The 17568-nt window shown below is 71.6% G+C and carries 20 protein-coding genes; 15 read left to right on the top strand and 5 right to left on the bottom strand.

Annotated features, from left to right (window positions below; translation table 11 throughout):
• Nucleotides 1-8: 8 nt before the first annotated feature.
• Complete coding sequence (locus AC5YDA_RS12715; protein ID WP_496193043.1) at nt 9-485, bottom strand: MarR family winged helix-turn-helix transcriptional regulator; 477 nt, start codon at nt 483-485, stop codon at nt 9-11.
• A gap of 84 nt (nt 486-569) precedes the next feature.
• Here AC5YDA_RS12715 and AC5YDA_RS12710 point away from each other — a divergent pair, with 84 nt between their 5' ends.
• The 10 genes from AC5YDA_RS12710 to AC5YDA_RS12665 all read left to right on the top strand — a co-directional run bounded on the left by AC5YDA_RS12710 (nt 570) and on the right by AC5YDA_RS12665 (nt 9453).
• Nucleotides 570-1142, top strand: a complete 573-nt coding sequence (locus AC5YDA_RS12710) for an NADPH-dependent F420 reductase (RefSeq protein WP_496189562.1) — start codon at nt 570-572, stop codon at nt 1140-1142.
• A gap of 144 nt (nt 1143-1286) precedes the next feature.
• Nucleotides 1287-2180 carry a ParA family protein gene (locus AC5YDA_RS12705; RefSeq protein ID WP_496189561.1) on the top strand — a complete coding sequence of 298 codons (894 nt, stop codon included), beginning with the start codon at nt 1287-1289 and terminating at the stop codon, nt 2178-2180.
• Nucleotides 2165-2545, top strand: a complete 381-nt coding sequence (locus AC5YDA_RS12700; RefSeq protein ID WP_496189560.1) for a hypothetical protein — start codon at nt 2165-2167, stop codon at nt 2543-2545. The genes AC5YDA_RS12705 and AC5YDA_RS12700 overlap by 16 nt, the downstream gene beginning before the upstream one ends.
• A complete protein-coding gene (locus tag AC5YDA_RS12695; protein ID WP_496189559.1) occupies nt 2542-3378 on the top strand; it encodes a segregation and condensation protein A in 837 nt (278 codons plus the stop codon). The genes AC5YDA_RS12700 and AC5YDA_RS12695 overlap by 4 nt, the downstream gene beginning before the upstream one ends.
• Nucleotides 3371-4105: an SMC-Scp complex subunit ScpB gene (scpB, locus tag AC5YDA_RS12690; RefSeq protein ID WP_496189558.1), complete on the top strand. Its 735-nt coding sequence runs from the start codon at nt 3371-3373 to the stop codon at nt 4103-4105. Before AC5YDA_RS12695 ends, scpB begins: the two co-directional genes overlap by 8 nt.
• Entirely contained in the window at nt 4105-4845 is a 741-nt protein-coding gene (locus tag AC5YDA_RS12685; protein ID WP_496189557.1) for a pseudouridine synthase, read from the top strand. Before scpB ends, AC5YDA_RS12685 begins: the two co-directional genes overlap by 1 nt.
• On the top strand, nt 4845-6254 hold the full coding sequence (locus tag AC5YDA_RS12680; RefSeq protein WP_496189556.1) for a proteasome accessory factor PafA2 family protein: 1410 nt from the start codon (nt 4845-4847) through the stop codon (nt 6252-6254). Before AC5YDA_RS12685 ends, AC5YDA_RS12680 begins: the two co-directional genes overlap by 1 nt.
• A 9-nt stretch (nt 6255-6263) precedes the next feature.
• The gene (locus tag AC5YDA_RS12675) at nt 6264-7280 is read left to right on the top strand and encodes an FKBP-type peptidyl-prolyl cis-trans isomerase (RefSeq protein ID WP_496189555.1); all 1017 of its coding nucleotides are present in this window, start codon (nt 6264-6266) and stop codon (nt 7278-7280) included.
• 46 nt (nt 7281-7326) lie between these two features.
• Nucleotides 7327-7713, top strand: coding sequence for a DUF6394 family protein (locus tag AC5YDA_RS12670; RefSeq protein WP_496189554.1), 387 nt, complete (start codon nt 7327-7329; stop codon nt 7711-7713).
• Between the two features lie 9 nt (nt 7714-7722).
• Nucleotides 7723-9453, top strand: coding sequence for a potassium channel family protein (locus tag AC5YDA_RS12665; RefSeq protein WP_496189553.1), 1731 nt, complete (start codon nt 7723-7725; stop codon nt 9451-9453).
• Here AC5YDA_RS12665 and gluQRS read toward each other — a convergent pair.
• The 4 genes from gluQRS to AC5YDA_RS12645 form a co-directional block, all read right to left on the bottom strand.
• On the bottom strand, nt 9450-10364 hold the full coding sequence (gene gluQRS / locus AC5YDA_RS12660; RefSeq protein WP_496189552.1) for a tRNA glutamyl-Q(34) synthetase GluQRS: 915 nt from the start codon (nt 10362-10364) through the stop codon (nt 9450-9452). The two genes, AC5YDA_RS12665 and gluQRS, sit on opposite strands and share 4 nt — an antisense overlap.
• Nucleotides 10365-10494: 130 nt before the next feature.
• Nucleotides 10495-11346, bottom strand: a complete 852-nt coding sequence (catA, locus tag AC5YDA_RS12655) for a catechol 1,2-dioxygenase (RefSeq protein WP_496189551.1) — start codon at nt 11344-11346, stop codon at nt 10495-10497.
• Nucleotides 11347-11396: 50 nt separating this feature from the next.
• On the bottom strand, nt 11397-12509 hold the full coding sequence (locus tag AC5YDA_RS12650; protein WP_496189550.1) for a mandelate racemase/muconate lactonizing enzyme family protein: 1113 nt from the start codon (nt 12507-12509) through the stop codon (nt 11397-11399).
• On the bottom strand, nt 12506-13399 hold the full coding sequence (locus tag AC5YDA_RS12645) for a LysR substrate-binding domain-containing protein (RefSeq protein ID WP_496189549.1): 894 nt from the start codon (nt 13397-13399) through the stop codon (nt 12506-12508). Before AC5YDA_RS12645 ends, AC5YDA_RS12650 begins: the two co-directional genes overlap by 4 nt.
• Nucleotides 13400-13590: 191 nt before the next feature.
• On the opposite strand from AC5YDA_RS12645, the gene AC5YDA_RS12640 reads away from it, so the two are divergent.
• From AC5YDA_RS12640 to AC5YDA_RS12620, 5 genes are read left to right on the top strand one after another with little or no spacing between them, the layout of a single operon-like run.
• Nucleotides 13591-14520, top strand: coding sequence for a helix-turn-helix transcriptional regulator (locus tag AC5YDA_RS12640; protein ID WP_496189548.1), 930 nt, complete (start codon nt 13591-13593; stop codon nt 14518-14520).
• Nucleotides 14517-15512, top strand: a complete 996-nt coding sequence (locus AC5YDA_RS12635; RefSeq protein WP_496189547.1) for a helix-turn-helix transcriptional regulator — start codon at nt 14517-14519, stop codon at nt 15510-15512. Before AC5YDA_RS12640 ends, AC5YDA_RS12635 begins: the two co-directional genes overlap by 4 nt.
• Nucleotides 15513-15514: 2 nt before the next feature.
• Entirely contained in the window at nt 15515-15844 is a 330-nt protein-coding gene (locus AC5YDA_RS12630; RefSeq protein ID WP_496189546.1) for a twin-arginine translocase TatA/TatE family subunit, read from the top strand.
• A 6-nt stretch (nt 15845-15850) separates the two neighbouring features.
• Nucleotides 15851-16675, top strand: coding sequence for a twin-arginine translocase subunit TatC (gene tatC, locus AC5YDA_RS12625; RefSeq protein ID WP_496189545.1), 825 nt, complete (start codon nt 15851-15853; stop codon nt 16673-16675).
• Nucleotides 16672-17568, top strand: coding sequence for a diacylglycerol/lipid kinase family protein (locus AC5YDA_RS12620; RefSeq protein WP_496189544.1), 897 nt, complete (start codon nt 16672-16674; stop codon nt 17566-17568). The genes tatC and AC5YDA_RS12620 overlap by 4 nt, the downstream gene beginning before the upstream one ends.

Here is a 17568-nt window from a genome sequence, read left to right as displayed (position 1 = left end):
CCACGTCGTCAGCGGGCGGTCATCCGGCCGTCGGGGTCGATCCGATCGAGGATGGCGTCCGAGATGGTGTCGAGTTGCTGGAGCTGCTCAGGGCTCAGCGCGTCCAGGAAGGACTCGCGGACCTGGGTGACATGGCCCGGGGCGGCGGCGACGAGCAGGGCGTGGCCCTCGTCGGTCAGGGTGACGTTCGTGGCACGGCCGTCGTCCCTGCAGGCGCTGCGAGCGACGATGCCACGGCCCTCCAGGCGCGTCACCACGTGCGACATGCGGGTCAGCGAGGAGTTCGAGCGGCTCGCCAGCCCGGTCATCCGCAGCGTGAAGTTCGGCTGTTCGGACAGCATCGCCAGCACCTGGTACTCCATGTGGGTCAAACCGGAGTCCCGGCGCAATTGGGAATCCAGCGGCCCCGGATACAGCTCCACCACGGCCCGGAACTTCAGCCAGGTCTCGATCTCGGTCTCGTTCAGCCATCGCACGTCGGTCATGGCAACAATGCTACCCAATGGTTGACGGTTCAACAAAGCCGGACGTACGCTGTTGCACACCATCTCAGGAAAGGGAGTGCCGCCATGGCACGCATCAGCATCATCGGCTCAGGAAACATGGGCCAGGCCATCTCGTCCGTCCTCACCAAGGCCGGCAACGACGTGACTTTCGTCGGTCACGACCCCGCCGAGGCGGTCGACGGCGACATCGTCGTCCTCGCGGTCTACTACCCCTCCGTGGCCGGCATCCTGGCCGCCCGTTCCGAGCAGCTCGCGGGCAAGATCGTCGTCGACATCACCAACCCCGTCGACTTCGACACCTTCGACGGCCTCGTCGTCCCCGCCGACAGCTCCGCCGCCGCCGAGATCCAGGCCCAGTTGCCCGGCTCGCGCGTGCTCAAGGCCTTCAACACCACCTTCGCCGGCACCCTGGCCTCCGGCGTCGTCGGCCCGCTCACCACGACCATCCTGGTCGCCGGTGACGACGCGGAGGCGAAGGCCGAGTTCACCCGGGCCGTCGAGGGCAGCGGAGTCCGGGTGATCGACGCCGGTTCGCTGAAGCGTGCTCGTGAGCTCGAGGCCATGGGGTTCCTGCAGATCTCCCTCGCCGCCGGCGAGAAGTTCGGGTGGGACCAGGGCTTCGGCGTCATCGCCTGACCTGCTTTCCTCTCGGACGGCCCGCCCCTGGGGCGGGCCGTCCTGCGTCCGCCGGGGTCGCGGGTTCCGCGAACCGCGTGCCGAAGTCACTTTGTCGCCTTTTGGGCGTAAGGTCGCCGGTGACGACCACACGGAAGGACCATCGTGAGCCACAACCCGGCGCTCTTCGAGGACGAAGCCGACACCGACAGCGGTGATCGGGGCCCGACCGGGCGCCCCTGGCCGGATCTCCCCGAGCCACGCGCGCCCAAGGCGGGCCCGAAGAAGGCCGTCGTCATCGCGATGACCAACCAGAAGGGTGGTGTCGGCAAGACCACCACCACGATCAACCTCGGCGCGGCCCTGGCCGAGACCGGGCGCAAGGTGTTGCTGGTCGACTTCGACCCCCAGGGCTCCGCCTCGGTGGGCCTCGGCGTGAACCCCCACACGCTCGACAACAGCATCTACAACCTGCTGCTGGTGCGCGACGTCGACATCGCGGACGTGATCCTCGAGACGGACGTCGACGGCCTCGACCTGCTGCCGGCCAACATCGACCTGTCGGCCGCCGAGGTCCAGTTGGTCTCCGAGGTCGCGCGCGAACAGACCCTGCGCCGTGTGCTGCGCCCGGTCAAGGACAGCTACGACGTCATCATCATCGACTGCGCGCCCAGCCTCGGGCTGCTCACGGTCAACGCGTTGACGGCCGCCGATCACGCGCTGATCCCGCTGGAGTGCGAGTTCTTCGCCCTGCGCGGGGTCGCGCTCCTGACCGACACGATCACCAAGGTCACCGAGCGGCTGAACCCCGACCTGGAGATCCTCGGCATCGTCGGCACGATGTACGACGGTCGCACCCTGCACAGCCGCGAGGTGCTCGAGCGCGTGGTCGAGGCGTTCGGCGAGAAGGTGTTCCACACCGTCATCCGGCGCACGGTGAAGTTCCCCGAGACCACGGTCGCGGGCGAGCCCATCACCACGTATGCCAGCTCGAGCCCCGGAGCGGCCGCCTACCGCAGCCTCGCCCGGGAGGTGCTCGCCCGATGCCCCGACGCGTAGGCCTGCCCGGGGCGTCCGAGCTCTTCCGCTCGACCGCGGACCTCGCGCGCGAGGTGGACGCCGTCCGGCAACTCGAGCCCAAGCCGGATCCCATCCCCGAGGCCAAGCCGCCGCGTCGGCGTCCGGCGAAGGCGGCCGCCGGGGACGTTGAGCACACCGGGCGCGTCCGTCACGACGAGAAGATCACCGTCTATGTCAGCAGCGAAGAACTGCTGGCGCTGGAACACCTGCGCCTCCACCTGCGCGCGGAGCACGGGCTCGCGGTCGACCGTGGCCGGATCGTTCGGGCGGCCATCGCCTCGGCTCTGGCGTCCGTCGCCGACCAGGCCGCGGACGCCGACGTCGTCCGCCGGCTCGCCCAGTGACGGAGCCGGCGGCCTTCACGCTCCGACTGGACAACTTCGAGGGCCCCTTCGACCTGCTCCTGCAGCTGATCACCCGCCACAAACTGGACGTCACCGATGTCGCGCTCAGCCGGGTCACCGACGAGTTCATCGCCCACATCCGGGCGTTGGGTGACTCCTGGGACCTGGACCAGACGAGTTCCTTCCTCGTCGTGGCGGCGACCCTGCTCGACCTGAAGGCGGCGCGCCTGCTGCCGCAGGGCGAGGTCGAGGACGCCGAGGACCTGGCCATGCTGGAGGCCCGCGACCTGTTGTTCGCCCGGCTCCTGCAGTACCGCGCCTTCAAGGTGGTGGCGGGCCTGATGGGGGAGCGGCTCGCCGACCAGGCACTGCGCCATGCACGGCCGGGTGGGCTCGAGGACGCCTACACCCGCCTCCTCCCCGAGGTGGAGATCCCCCTCGGCGGCGAGCAACTCGCCTGGCTGGCCGCCCGCGCGCTCCAGCCGAAGGAGGAACCGGCCGTCTCGCTGACGCACCTGCACGCGCCGACCGTCAGCGTGCGCGAGCAGGCCGACATCATCGTGGGCCGGCTCCGCAGGGCGGGCACCGCCACGTTCCGTGCGCTGGTGGCGGACGCCGGGGAACGGCTCGTGGTGGTGGCACGTTTCCTCGCGCTGCTGGAGTTGGCCAGGGAGCGCGCGGTGATCTTCGAGCAACTGGCGCCGCTGGGGGAGCTCACCGTCCGGTGGACCGGTAGCTCCGAGGGCGAACTGGCGATCTCGGCCGAGTTCGACGAGGGACCCGAGCGGGACGCGCCCGCCGCGTCCGACGAGGTGGAGGAGAAACATGCGTGACACGACGGTGACCGCCCCGCTGGAGGCGCTGCTCCTGATGGCGACCGAGCCGATGGGCGCCGCCGAACTGGCGCAGGCCCTGGACGTCCCGACACCCGTGGTCTGGGAGGCGCTGGAGGAGCTCGTGACCTTCTATGACGAGACCGGACGCGGGTTCGAGTTGCGGCAGGTCGGTGACGGCTGGCGGTTCTACACCCGGCCCGAGCACCACGACCTCATCGCGGCGTGGGTGCTGGAGGGGCAGCAGGCGAAGCTCTCCCAGGCGGCGCTGGAGACCCTGGCCGTGGTGGCCTACCTGCAGCCGATCTCGCGCAGCCGTGTCGGGTCGATCCGCGGCGTGAACGTGGACGGCGTCATGCGCACGCTGGCCACCCGCGGGCTCATCGAGGAGGCGGGTCACTCGGAGGAGACCGGGGCCATGCTCTGGCGCACGAGCCCGCTGTTCCTGGAGAAGATGGGCCTCACCTCGCTGGACGAACTGCCCCCGATCGCGCCCCACCTGCCCGAGGCGTCCCTGCTCGAGGCCGAACTGGCCGGGCTGGCCGAGACGCCGCTGTCGCGGGATGATGGAGCCATGAGCGAGAACACCGAGATCCCGAGCGCCGAGCAGGCGGCCGAGTGGGCCGACGCCGAGGCCGCCGAACACGAGCAGCGTGACCACCAGGAGGTCACGGCCGACGAGGTTCCGGCCGACGAGGAGCTCGACCGCCTCTCCGAGCCCTCGTGATGGGGGCTGAGGAGGAGGGGATCCGGCTGCAGAAGGCGCTTGCGCAAGCCGGCATCGCCTCGCGACGGGCGGCCGAGATCATGATCGCCGAGGGCCGCATCGAGGTGAACGGCAAGCTGGTCACCGAGCAGGGCAGGCGGGTGGATCCGGAGCACGACGTCATCCGCGTGGACGGCAGCCGCATCCCGCCGCCACGCCGGCACATCTACGCCGTGCTGAACAAGCCGCGCGGCGTCGTCTCGACGATGGATGACCCCGAGGGACGCCCCACGGTCGCCGACTTCCTGGGCCGCTACTCCCGGGAGAGGCTGTTCCACGTCGGACGACTCGACACCGACACCGAGGGCATGCTGCTGCTCACCAACGACGGCGACTTCGCCCAGCGGATGATGCACCCCAGCTACGAGCTCACCAAGACCTATGTGGCCGAGGTCGAGGGCTTCGTCGACAACGCGACGCTGAAGCGCATCGGGAAGGGCGTCCGCCTCGAGGATGGGTGGGTCAATCCCGACAACGTCAAGCTGGGCATCCGCACCGATCAGCGCACGATGATCACGTTGGCGATCCACGAGGGCCGCAATCGGGTCGTCCGCCGCCTGTTCGACGCGGTGGGTCACCCCGTGAGGACGCTCGCGCGGACGCAGATCGGGCCGGTCAAGATGGGGCAGTTGGCCTCCGGCGAGATCCGCGACCTGACCCGCGACGAGCTCGGCGCCCTGCTGGACGCCGTCAAGCTGTAGTGGCGCGCCGGCGCATCTACGGGATCGAGACCGAGTACGGCCTCGCCGTGACCGGGGGCGGACGACGCCTCCCGGCCGACGAGGCCGGCGCCCGGCTGTTCGCGCCGATCGCCCGCGACCACGCGACGACCAACCTCTTCCACCGAGCGGGCGGGCGCCTGTACCTCGACATCGGCGCGCACCCCGAGTACGCGACGCCGGAGTGCACGTCGGCGTCCGACCTCGTCACCGCGCAGCGGGCCGGTGACGCACTCCTGCTGGAGTTGGCCGACGCCGCGGCCACGCTGGAGGCCGAGGAGGGCCGGGACACGACGTTCCGGCTGCTGCGCAACAACGTCGACCCCTTCGGCAACACGTGGGGGAGCCACGAGAACTACCTCGTCGACCGCGCCACCGACCCCCGCGTGCTCAGCGACTGGCTGGTGCCGTTCCTGGTGTCGCGACTGCTGGTCGGCGGGGCGGGGCACTGGCGCCGCGGACGCTTCGCGCTCGCCCAGCGCGGCGACGTCCTGGCCGACGTGGTCTCCAACCAGACCACCCGGTCGCGGCCTCTCATCAACACCCGCGACGAGCCCCATGCCGACCCCGGGCGACACCGTCGCCTGCACGTCATCTCGGGGGACACCAACTGTCTGGAGCACCCGATGTGGCTCGTCGTCGTGACGACGGAGCTCGTGCTGCGCCGCGCCGAGGCCGGCGGGACGCCCCCGGCCGGCCCGGCCGAGCCGCTGCCCGCGCTGCGCGTCTGGAACCGCGACCCGGACGCCGGGGTCCCGGCCACCGACGGGGGCTGGGTCACGGCGCGCGGCCTGCAGCGCACCTACCTCGCCGCCACCGAGGATCTGGCCTCGGACGCCGACGAGACCGGCGCCGGCTGGCGCGCGTGGCGGGACATGCTCGACGCCCTCGACGCCGGACGCCCCAGTGGCGCGGAGTGGGACGCCAAGCGCCGCACCATCGCGGCGTGGCGCGACCGCCACGGGTTGGCCGACACCGACCCGCGACTGGACGCCCTCGACCTGCGCTGGCACGAGCAGGGCACCGGTCCGGACGGCCGTCCCCGCGGGCTGGCCGCCCGGTGGGAGGAGCGCCACGGGATCCGGCACACGACGGACGCCGCCGTGGCCGCCGCCACGCGGGTCGCCCCCAGCGCCTCGCGCGCCCGGGTGCGCGGGGCCCTGCTCGAAGCCGCCCGGGACGCCCGTCGCGACCACACCGTCGACTGGTCGCACTTCGCGGTGCACGACCTGCCCGGTCCGGACGGACGACACCCACAGCCGGTCGGCCTGGCGCTGGAGGATCCCTTCGACGCGCTCACGCCCGCGGCGTCCGCTCTGGCCGAGCGGATGCGGACCGAGCCGCGCCTCCGCCCCCTGGGCGGCTTCGTCCCGCCTCCGGCGGACGGCTAGCATGGCCGGGTGCACCTGACCCGACGCCCGTCCCGCTTCGTCCTCGGCGCCTCGGCGCTGGCGCTCTCCCTCACCCTCGCCGCTTGCGGTGGTGCGCCCCAGTCGACGCCGACCCCGGACGCGACGCCCACGGCGACGGCCAGCGTCACGCCTGAGCCCACCCCGACCCCGACGGGCGAGCCGATCCCGGCGTCCGACAACCTGGACGGCATCAAGGTGACCGGCGCCGCCGGTGCGGCACCCGAAGTCACCGTCCCGGCGCCGTTCGCGATCGACGAGACGCGCACCAAGACCCTCGTCGAGGGGAATGCGGCCGCCCCGGTGGCTGCGGCCGACAGCACCGTCACGGTGCACTACGTGGGCATCAACGGCCGCACCGGGGAGAAGTTCGACTCCTCGTGGGACCGTGGCGCCCCCACTCCCTTCCCGCTCAACCAGGTGGTCCCCGGTTTCACCAAGGGCCTGACCGGGGCGAGAGCCGGCCAGCGCCTCCTGATCGCCATGCCGGGGCCGGACGGGTACGACGCCGCGGGTGGCAACCCGCCGGCGATCGAGGTGGGCGACACCCTCGTCTTCCTCGTCGACGTCATCGCCGTGTCGGCCCAGGAGCCGTCCGGTACCACCGAGACGCCCCAGCTGCCCGTCACCCTCGGTGATGAGGGCGGAAAGCCGACCCTGACGATCCCGACCGGCAGCGCCCCGCCGTCCGAGCTGGTGGCCGAGCCGGTCATCCGGGGCGTCCAGCCCGCCGTCGAGGCCGGCGACACGGTCGTGGTCCGCTACCGCGCGTGGTCGTGGAAGTCGGGCGAGATGGTCGAGGACAAGTTCGACGCCCCCGTGTCGGGGAACATCGACGAGACGATCCCCGCCTGGCAGCAGGGCGTCGTCGGTCAGCCCATCGGCTCCCGGGTCGTCCTCGTCGCCCCGCCGGCACTGGGCTACGCCAAGGCCAGCCAGAACCCGCCCATCGAGGCCGGGGACACGATCGTCTACGTCATCGACGTCCTGTTCGCCTCCAAGGCCTGACCGCGCGCCGCCCGCCGGCGAAACTCGGTGGGGCTAGGGTGGCGGCATGAACTTGGAGAAGGTCGTCTTCGGCTTCTTCGTGCTGTTGGCCGCCACCTTGAACTTCGGTTACGTGACCGGGGACATCGGCAACCCCGAACACCACAACGTGCTCGAGCTGTATGCCGCAGTCGTGGTGAACGTCATCGCCGCGATCCTCAAGTTCGGTGACCGCACGCAGATCGGGGCGATCCACCTCGCGGCCAGCCTGGTCGCCACGATCCAGTTGATCGCGGCCACCGTCGCGTGGATCTGGTACACCCAGATCCTCACCGAGCCGATCTCCACCCACTCGATGTCCAGCGTGGTGTCGCTCGCACTGGGTGCCGTGCTGGCCAACGTCGTCTCGGTGGTGCTCATGGTCATCGAGACGGCGAACTTCCGGCGCCACTGAGCTGCGCCCATGACGCTGCCCTCGACGTCGCCCGAACCCCCACACCCCGTGGGTGGGTCGCGGACGCTGCGGCGCCGCTTCGTGCGGGTCCCCGCGCCGGCCCAGGCCACCGATGCCCTGTTCCTGGCGCTGCGCCGTCTCCGCACGCCTCTGATCGTCGTGGTGCTGGTCTTCACGGTGTCCGTCGCCGGGCTGGCCGCGATCCCGGGTGTCGACGACAAGGGCGAGCCCTTCCGCATGTCGGTGTTCGACGCGTTCTACTTCATGGCCTACACCGCCACCACGATCGGTTTCGGCGAGGTCCCGTACGCGTTGACCCGGGGGCAGCGGCTGTGGGTGACCGTGTGCATCTTCGCCTCCGTCGTGACGTGGGCCTACGCCCTCACCACCCTGCTCGGCCTGCTGCGGGAGCCCTCCTTCCGCTCGGCACTGGACAGGCAGGCGTTCGTCCGGCGCGTGGAGCGGCTGCAGCGTCCTTTCCTGATCCTGGTCGGCTACGGCCAGATGGGCCGGGCAGCCGCCGAGTCGCTGGACGCCCTGGGACGCAGTTGCGTCGTCGTGGCCGCCGACGCCGACTCCATCGATGCGCTCGCCGGTGCCCAGTTGGCCCACGACATCCCCGGCCTGGTGGGCGACGCCCGCGACCCCGCCGTCCTGGGACTGGCCGGACTCGGCCGCAAGCACTGCGTCGGCGTCCTCGCGCTCACCGACGACGACGGGGTCAACCTCTCGATCGTGATGGCCGTCACGCTGCTGCGCCACGACGTCCCGGTGATCTCGCGGGCGAACGGGCGCGACACCGGCAAGGCGATGCACGAGTTCGGCGCGAACGCCGTGGTCAACCCGTTCGAGCGGTACGGCAACTACCTCGTCATGCGCCTGCGACGCCCGTCCACCTACCGGCTCCTCACGTGGCTGATCGCCGCGCCCGGGGCCCTGCTCAGCGCCGAGGCGGAGGAGTTCCCCGATGGGTTGTGGATCGTCGCCTCGGACGACCACTTCGGGCCTGAGATCGTCCAGGACCTCGAGGACGCCGGCCTGTCGGCGAGCCTCGTGTGGCCGGTGGACGGCGCCCCGGACGTCACGGGTGCGGTCGGCCTGATCGCGGGCGGCTCGGACGACGCCATCAACCTCGCCATGGCCGGCCATGCACGCCTCGTCGACCCCGACCTCTTCCTGGCGGTGCGCCAGCGCTCGCAGCGCAACGACCCCCTCCTGCGCGCCTTCGTCCCCGACTCGGTGTTCGTGCCGGCCCACCTGACGGTGCAGGAAGCCCTCGCCCGCGTCATCACCCCCTCCTTCTGGGACTTCATCACGCACGTGTGGGACATGCCGGACGACGACGCCGAGGCCCTCCTCGATCGCCTGGTCGAGACCGTCGGCCGGCACTCGCCCGACAGCCAGCGCCTCGCGGTGGGGGAACACGACACGCCCGCCGTCGAGCGGCGCCTGCACGGGGTGGCGGTGGCGTTGGGCGACCTCTACCGCGACCCGGACGACCGCGAGCGGAGGGTGGCGGCGGTGCCCGTGATGCTGCTGCGCGGCGACGAGACCATCCTGCTGCCGGACGACGACACCGCGCTGCGATCGGGGGACATCGTGCTCAGCGTCGGCAGCCCCCGCGCCTTCGACGTCATGGCCGAGGCGCAGCACTACGACCACGTGCTGGAGTACCTCGCCACCGGGGAGCAGGTGCCGGCCACGGCCGTCGGCCGCCTCCTGAGGCGCCTGACGTCCTAGCCGACGCGCCCCGGCCCCGCTTGTCGGGGGCCGTGCCACACCCAACGGTCCGGCCGAACGGCGGGATCGAAACGCTCCGCCAGGACGCCGAGGTCCACGTCCTCCCCGGCGGAGCACAGGCCGAGGGAATGGCCCAGTACCGCCAGGAGGCGCGCGGGCGTCCACCCCGCCGCAGTCAGGTCGGCGAGGGTGACGGCGCCATCCCGCTTGGCCAGCCGCTGACCGGACCCGTTGACCACCAGCCCGACGTGGGCGTACTCGGGTTCGGCGCCGCCGAGGGCGCGCGCCAGCCATGCCTGCCGGGGGGAACTCGCCAGCAGGTCGTCTCCGCGGACCACCTGCGTCACGCCCTGGGCGAGGTCGTCCACCACCACCGCGAGGTTGTAGGCGAAGGCACCGTCGTTGCGGCGCACGACGAAGTCGTCCACGCGTCCCGTCACCTCGCCCGCCCAGCGGTCGCGGACCGGCACCACGGCGTCCCGGGCATCGACGCGCAGTGCGGGCGGCCGCACCGCGGCCCTGGCGGCCCGCTCTCCGGCGGTCAGGTCCCGACAGGTGCCGGGGTAGGGGCGGTGCCCGCCGTCGTGCGGCGCCGAGGACGCCTCCGCGATCTCGCGGCGGGTGCAGAAGCACGGGTAGGTGGGGAGAGTGGCGAGGGCCTCCTCGTATAAGGACAACCGCTCCGACTGCCACACGACCTCCCCGTCGGGGAGGATGCCCAACGCAGCGAGGTCGGCGAGGTGCCGCGCAGCCACCTCCGGCGCTGCCCGCACGCGGGTCGCGTCGAGGTCCTCGACGCGGATCAGGTGGGGCACCCCTGCCTGTCGGGCGACCAGCCACGAGACCACCGCGGTGCGCAGGTTGCCGATGTGGAGGTCGGACGTGGGGCTCGGCGCGAACCGTCCGGCCATGGCGTCCCTCCCTCTCCCGCTGCGGCGTCCACCCTAGACCGTGCGCCGTCGCGGGGGCATGCGCCAGGGGTGTGGGTGATGCACGGGGCACCACCCACACCCCTGGCGGGTTCGGTCGCGGCCGGTGCGATCAGGCGCGTGCGGGATCGAGCACGAAGTCGTACTCGCAGACCTCGCCGTTGTCGGCGGCCTGGATGTCCAGCACGAGCTCGGGCTTGACGGCCGACGCGATGTCGTCGTCGTTGTGCTCGTCGCCGGGGAAGTAGAGCTGCGCGGTGATCTCCTCATGGCCGGGGGCGTTCACCTTGACGTGCAGGTGGGCGGGACGCCAGGCGTGCCAGCCGGCCGCCGAGATGAGCTTGCCGCAGGCGCCGTCGGTGGGGATCTGGTACGGCGCGGGGCGCACCGTGGTGATCTCGAACCTGCCGTCGGCGTCGGTGCTGAACGTGCCGCGGAGGTTCCACTCGGGCAGGCCGGGGGCGTACTGGCTGTAGAAGCCGTTGCCGTCCGCGTGCCACAGCTGGACCGAGCCGGCGAGCGGGGTGCCGTCGGTCGAGCGGATCTGGCCCTTCCACACCAGCGGGGTGCCGGGCTCGTCCTCGCGCATCGGGATGGTGCCCTTGGCGCCACACTCGGGTGCGTTCGGCACGAAGTAGGGGCCCTCGATGGAGCCCTTGTTGCCCTGGCGGTGCTCCGTGGCGACCTCCTCGACGACGTGCTCGACCCACACGTCGAGGAAGAGCGGCCACTCGCCGTCCTCACCGACCGAGATGAGCCAGCTCTTGAGGGCGTCGTACTCGGCGTAGGTCACCTTGTGGCGGCGGATGGTGTCGTGGATGGCCGTGAGCACCTCGGTGGCCAGCAGCGACACGCGCTCCTTCGGCACCTCCAGAGTGGTCTGCTGCTTGTTGCGGAAGGCGGCGGTGGCTCCGGCGCCGGACTCCGCGGCCTTGGCGTCGAACTCGGTGCGGGTGTCGGTCATGGTGGTCATCTCCCTTGATCGGTGCTTGATCTGGTGGTGGGTTGTCTGATTCAGCGATCGATGCGGTAGCGGTCGACCTTGTCCTCGTCGATCCGGACGCCGATGCCCGGTTCGGTCGAGACGACCATCTCACCGCCGCTGATCGTCAGCGGCTCGACCAGCAGGTCGTCGGAGATGTCGAGGAAGTTCGAGAGTTCGCCGGCCCGGGCGCTGGTGGCCCGGTGCGCGGCACCGAAGGCGAGCGTGCAGGCGGTGCCCAGCTGGCCGTCGATCTGGTTCCCCATCACGACCTCCACGCCCAGGCCCTCGGCCAGGTGCAGGACCCGCGCGGACTCGGTGAATCCGGTCCGGGCGGTCTTGATGGAGACGGCGGTCGCCGACCCGCCGAGCAGTTCGCGGGTCACCTCCGCGGGGCGGGTCGCCGACTCGTCGGCGATGTAGGGGACCGGGCACCGGCTGACGAGCCAGCGGCGACCGAGCACGTCGTCGGCGGGGTTGAGCTCCTCGGCGAAGCTCAGGCCCATGTCGTCCAGCAGGCGCAGGGCGCGGGCCGACTCGGTGGCGCTCCAGCCCCGGTTGCCGTCGATGTAGAGCTCGATCGAGTCGCCGTAGGCCTCGCGCAGGGCGCGGACGATCGCGATGTCGGGGTCGATGGGGTTGCGGCCGACCTTCACCTTGAACGTGCGGATGCCGTGGGTGTCGATCATCCGGGCCGCCTCGTCGACCATCTTCGCCGGGGTGTCGAAGCCGAGCATGTGGCTGACGCGCATCCGGTCGGTGAACCCGCCGAGCAGGCGGTGCACGGGTTGCCCCCAGGCCTTGCCCAGCACGTCCCAGACGGCCATGTCGATCGCGGCCTTGGCGGTCGGGTTGCCGATCGTCCGGTGCATCCGGTGCCACATCGTCTCGCGCTCGGTCACCTCCAGCCCGATCACGGCGGGGGCGAAGAGCTGCGTGATGACCGCGGCGATCGAGGTCTGCGTCTCACCGTAGGTGTAGGGGCGTGGCGGCGCCTCGGCGTGACCCACGATCCCGCCCCCGGTGCGGACGCGCACCAGCACGTGGTCGGCATGGGTGACCTCGCCCGAGGCGAACCGAAGCGGCTTGCGGTACGGGATCCGGTACGGCACCACGTCCACGGCGGTGATGGTCAGGTCGCTCATGCGGTCTCCTGGAGGGGGGATCGGGTCAGGACGGTGAGCACGCTCGCCAACAAGGGGGAGTCGTCACCGGTGCGCCAGGCCAGGGCGAGCGGCACGCGCTCGGTCCCCGGCAGGGGCCGGTAGGTCACGCCGTCGAGGGCGAGAGCGCTCGAGCTCGCGGGGACCAGCGCGACGCCCAGACCGGCCGCCACCAGCGCCACGACCGTCGCCGTCGCGCCCACGAGGTGCTCGCGCCGCGGGGAGAAGCCGGCCGCGGCGCACGTCCGGAGGACCGCCTCGTCGACCACGGAGCCCGCGGCGGGGTCGTACGTGACGAACGGCTCGTCGGCCAGATCGGCGACCGTGACGCCCGCGCGGGCCGCGAGCGGGTGGGTGGACGGCACCGCGAGGACCAGCTCCTCCTCGGTGAGCACGTGGGTGGTGATGCCGGTGGCGCGCAGGGGGGTCCGCAGAACGCCGAGGTCGAGGCGGTTGCCGAGCAGGGCGTCGGACTGGGCGGGGGTCAGCATCTCGGTCTCGATGCGCAGGGCGACCCCGGGCAGCTCCGCCTTGATCGCGCTCGCCAGCCGGGGCAGGACACCGTAGGACGCGGACCCGGTCACCCCCAGCCGAAGGACGCCGACCTTGCCGGATCCGATGCGGCGGACGCGGTCCATCGTGTCCTCCAGCGCGACCAGCGCCAGCTCGGCCTCGCGGCGCAGCACCAGTCCGGCATCGGTCAGGCGCACCTGGCGGGTGTCGCGGGTGAAGAGGTCGGCCCCGATCTCCGCCTCGAGCTGGCGGATCGCGCGGGACAAGGGAGGCGCAGCCATGTGCAGGCGTTCGGCGGCTCGGCCGAAGTGCTCGGTCTCGGCGACGGCGAGGAAGTACCGCAGGTGGCGCAGCTCCATCGTTCCTCCCATCCTCATCGTCGAGGGGTGCGTTCCCGGTCATGTTCGTCGGTTGGCATGACCCTAGGGGGCGACATTGGTACCTGTACAGGACCATTGCGGGCGAGATTGTTACCCACAGGGTCGCAATCGTGGGGTGGGTCACGCGCCCCTCCGCGGCATTCCGGGCTCCAGCCGCTAGCCTGAGGGGCGTGTCAGCGCGCAAGTCCGAACGGATCATGAACCTCACGATCTGTCTGCTCATGGCGCGCCGGTTCCTGGGACGCGAGCAGATCCGCGAGTTGGTCGAGGGTTACCGCGGCCTGTCGGATGCGGCCTTCGAGCGTGCCTTCGAGCGTGACAAGGACGATCTGCGCGCGCTGGGGGTTCCCGTCGAGACCGGCAGCAACTCGTCGCTGTTCCCCGATGAGGTCGGCTACCGGATCCGGCGATCCGACTTCGAGCTGCCCGAGATCGATTTCGACCCGGCCGAGACCGCGGCGCTGGGCGTGGCCTCCACCGTCTGGGATGACGCACGCCTGGGTGGCGAGGCGGCCCGGGCGCTGGCCAAGCTCCGGGCGTCCGGCCTTGACCCCGACGCCGAGCGCGCCGCCGCCTTCGCACCCTCGGTCGGTGCACGCGAACCGGCGTTCGAGGTGCTCTGGGAGGCGGTCGTCGCCCCGCGTCCCGTGGCGTTCACCTACCGCGGGGTCCGCCGGGTGGTCGAGCCCTGGCGACTGGTCAACCGCCGGGGCGCGTGGTACCTGATCGGGCTCGACCGCACCCGAGGCGAAGGTCGAGCCTTCAAGGTGTCCCGCATCGAGTCGGTCCCCGTGCTCCGGGATGGAGAGGTGGTCGCGCCGGATCCCGCGGTCGTCGAGGCGCGCGTCGCGTCCCTGGACGCCCGCCGGGACAACGAGGCGGTGGTGGCCGTCCGCGACGGGACGGCGCCGGACCTCGTCCGCTACGCCGAGCGTGCGGACGTCGACGTGCCCGGCGGCTTCAGCGCGTGGCGCGTCCGCGTGTCGGCGGACGCCGCGGGCGACCTGGCCTGGCACGGTGCCGACGTGTTCGTGCTCGACCCCCCGGCCCTGGCGGACGCCGTGCGTGCCCACTTGGCGGCGGTGGCGTCATGGCGATGACGTCGACCAGCCAGGTGCCGCGCCTGCTCGCGCTCGTCCCCTACCTGCAGTCACATCCGGACGCCGACCTCGCGGCCACGGCGTCCGTGTTCGAGGTGACCGAGAGGCAACTCGTCGCCGACCTCAAGGTGCTGTGGTTCTGCGGCCTCCCCGGCGGGGCGCCGGGCGATCTCATCGAGGTCGACATGGACGCGCTGGAGTCGGGCCGGATCCGACTCACGAACGCGGAGTTCCTCACCCGGCCGCAGCGGTTCACCCCCGAGGAGGCCCTGAGCCTCATCGTCGCGCTGCGCGCCATCGAGGAGATGGCGGACGCGGAACTGGGCCCGGCCGTCCGATCGGCCCGCGCGAAGCTGGAGGCCGCCATGGGCGGGGGAGCCGACCGGGTGGCCATCGACGTCTCCGCCGGACAGGAGGGGATCCGCGGCCAGCTGGCGGACGCGATCACCACCGGACGTGCGGTGAGGCTCACGTACCACGGTGCCTCGCGTGGCGTGGCGACGGAGCCGGTCGTCGATCCCGCGGGGCTCGGAACCCGCGACGGTTACGGGTACCTCACGGCGTGGGCGCGCGACCGCGGCGCGTGGCGGACGTACCGGCTCGACCGGATCGTCGCCGTGGAGGAGACCGGCGAGCCGGTGGGCGACCACGGACCCGCCCCGGCGCTGGCGTCCGGTTGGCTCGACCAGCGGGCCGACGCGGCCGAGGTCACCCTCGACCTGCACCCGGCGGGGCACTGGATCACCGAGTACCACCCGATGGTGTCCGTCGAGCGGCTGCCGGGCGACATCGTCCGCGCGCGCATGCTCGTGGCCGACCCGGGCTGGTTCCGTCGCCTGCTGTTGCGGTTGGGTCCGGCGGTGGCCGGCGTCGAGCCGCCCGAGGCGGCGGCGTCCGCGGTCGAGGCGGCCCGCGACGCCCTGAACACTCGGCAGGAACACCTGACCGACGCCCCCTACACTGGGCCGCGTACACCGATCAACGAGGAGTAACAATGCCGTTCAACATGCAGGGCTGGGAGTGGGTCATCCTGATCATCCTCGCACTCCTGATCTTCGGCGGGAGCCGTCTGGCGGGCGCCGGCAAGAACGCCGGCCGTGCCCTGCGCGAGTTCAAGGACGAGACGCGCCAGATCAAGGCCGACGAGGAGCGCGCCCAGCGTGAGGCGGAGCTCCGCCGGCGCGAGCAAGACCTCGAGATGCGCGAGCGCTCCGTGGAGGGCCCGGCAGGTGGCTCCGCCGCCGGTGGTGCGATCGCCGCCGACGACGTGCACGAGGCGGAGGTTGTCGACGAGCGCAACCCCGAAACGCGCGACCAGGCCTGATCGTTCGTGGCCAGGCTCATCCCGGGCTGGCTCAAACCCCCGAAGGTCCCCGCCGACGGGGTGATGTCGCTGGCCGACCACCTCCGCGAGCTGCGCTACCGCTTGGTGTTCTCCGTGGTCGTCATCGTGCTGGGTTCCATCCTGTGTGCGATCTTCTATCTCCCGTTGTTCACGTTCCTCCTGGAGCCATGGCGCACGGCGACTGAGATCCTCAAGGGCATCCGGCCCAACCTCGAGGTGACGGCGGTGCTGTCCGGCGTGACCGCCCCCCTGATCCTGGCGTTGATGGTGTGCGCCGTCGGGGGGCTCGTGCTGACCAGCCCGATCTGGTTGTTCCAGGTGTGGGCCTACATCGCGCCCGCGTTGTTGGCCAAGGAGAAGCGGTATGCGGTGTTCTTCCTGCTGGCGGCGGTGCCGTTGTTCCTGGCCGGCGTCGTGCTCGGGTACTTCATCGCACCCCAGGCCTTCGCGATCATGCTCGGGTTCACCCCGGACATGTTCGAGATCTCCAACCTCGTGCCGGTGGACGCCTTTCTCACGCTCATGATCCAGCTGATGCTGGTCTTCGGAGCGGGCTTCCTGCTGCCGGTGATCGTGGTCACGCTCAACTTCGTCGGCATCATCTCCGGTGCGGCGCTCAAGTCGGCGCGCCGCTTCGTCCTCTTCGGGTGCGCGGTGTTCGCCGCGGCCGCGACGCCCGGTGGCGACCCCTTCTCCATGCTGGGGCTGGCGATCCCGATGATGGTGCTGTTCCTCATCGCGGAGGCGATCTGCCACGCCAACGACAAGCGCCGCGCCGCACGGCAGGCCAAGGCACTCGAGCGGGCATGAACCACCTGGCGCTGGTGGTCAACCCGGCCGGGGGGCACGGTCGCGCGCGACACCTCACCCCCGCCATCGAGGCCAGGCTCAGCGGGGCCGGCCTCCGGGTCAGCACCACGATGGCGTCCTCCCCCGAACACGCCCTCACCGCCTGTTCCGAGGCGGTGGCGGCGGGCGTCGACGGCGTCGTCGTCGTGGGCGGGGACGGCATGGCCCACACCGGCCTGAACGCCTGCGCCGGCAGCGAGGTGCCCTTGGGCGTCATCCCGGCCGGCACCGGCAACGACTTCAGTCGGGGTGTCGGCATGGGCACCACATGGCGCGACGCCGTGGACGCGGTCGTCGCCGGGAGCGTGCGGACCATCGACCTGGCGAAGGTGACCGGCGACCTCCACCGCGGCGATTCCGCGTACGTGGGCTGCGTCGTGTCGACGGGCTTCGACGAGATGGTCGCCGCGCGTGCCAACACCCTTCCGATCGACCTCGGCGCCCCCTCCTACGCGTTTGCCGTGCTGGCCGAGCTGCGCAGGTTCCGCCCCCTGCGCTACCGCCTCGTCATCGACGGGGAACCCCGCGAGTTGGACGCCATGCTCGTCGCTGTCGCCAACAGCGGGATCTTCGGGGGCGGCGTCCGCATCGCCCCCGACTACGACCTCACCGATGGCCTGTTGGATGTCGTGATCGTCCACCCCGTCCCGCGCCGGACCCTGCTCGCGCTCTTCCCCCGCCTGATGACGGGCGGGCCCTACGCCAGCCCTGCCCTGGAGCGGTTGCGCGCGCGCACCATCGTCGTGGACGGCGATGGCCTCCACGGCAGTGCCGACGGCGAGCCCCTCGGCCTGCCCCCTTTCACGGTCACGGCCGCCCCGGGGGCGCTGCGCATCTTCGCGAAGGAGTTCTGA

This window comes from Propioniciclava sp. LT294, assembly GCF_059516005.1.
The sequence above is the reverse complement of the archived record's forward strand: the minus strand, read 5'-3'. Positions and strand labels throughout refer to the sequence as shown.

Coding starts and splice junctions, on each gene's coding strand:
- AC5YDA_RS12700 (WP_496189560.1), top strand. CDS start 2,165: ATGCCCCGACGCGTAGGCCTGCCCGGGGCGTCCGAGCTCTTCCGCTCG.
- AC5YDA_RS12630 (WP_496189546.1), top strand. CDS start 15,515: ATGCCGTTCAACATGCAGGGCTGGGAGTGGGTCATCCTGATCATCCTC.
- AC5YDA_RS12715 (WP_496193043.1), bottom strand. CDS start 485: ATGACCGACGTGCGATGGCTGAACGAGACCGAGATCGAGACCTGGCTG.
- AC5YDA_RS12650 (WP_496189550.1), bottom strand. CDS start 12,509: ATGAGCGACCTGACCATCACCGCCGTGGACGTGGTGCCGTACCGGATC.
- AC5YDA_RS12665 (WP_496189553.1), top strand. CDS start 7,723: ATGACGCTGCCCTCGACGTCGCCCGAACCCCCACACCCCGTGGGTGGG.
- gluQRS (WP_496189552.1), bottom strand. CDS start 10,364: ATGGCCGGACGGTTCGCGCCGAGCCCCACGTCCGACCTCCACATCGGC.
- AC5YDA_RS12620 (WP_496189544.1), top strand. CDS start 16,672: ATGAACCACCTGGCGCTGGTGGTCAACCCGGCCGGGGGGCACGGTCGC.
- catA (WP_496189551.1), bottom strand. CDS start 11,346: ATGACCGACACCCGCACCGAGTTCGACGCCAAGGCCGCGGAGTCCGGC.
- scpB (WP_496189558.1), top strand. CDS start 3,371: ATGCGTGACACGACGGTGACCGCCCCGCTGGAGGCGCTGCTCCTGATG.
- AC5YDA_RS12710 (WP_496189562.1), top strand. CDS start 570: ATGGCACGCATCAGCATCATCGGCTCAGGAAACATGGGCCAGGCCATC.
- AC5YDA_RS12670 (WP_496189554.1), top strand. CDS start 7,327: ATGAACTTGGAGAAGGTCGTCTTCGGCTTCTTCGTGCTGTTGGCCGCC.
- AC5YDA_RS12645 (WP_496189549.1), bottom strand. CDS start 13,399: ATGGAGCTGCGCCACCTGCGGTACTTCCTCGCCGTCGCCGAGACCGAG.
- AC5YDA_RS12685 (WP_496189557.1), top strand. CDS start 4,105: ATGGGGGCTGAGGAGGAGGGGATCCGGCTGCAGAAGGCGCTTGCGCAA.
- AC5YDA_RS12635 (WP_496189547.1), top strand. CDS start 14,517: ATGACGTCGACCAGCCAGGTGCCGCGCCTGCTCGCGCTCGTCCCCTAC.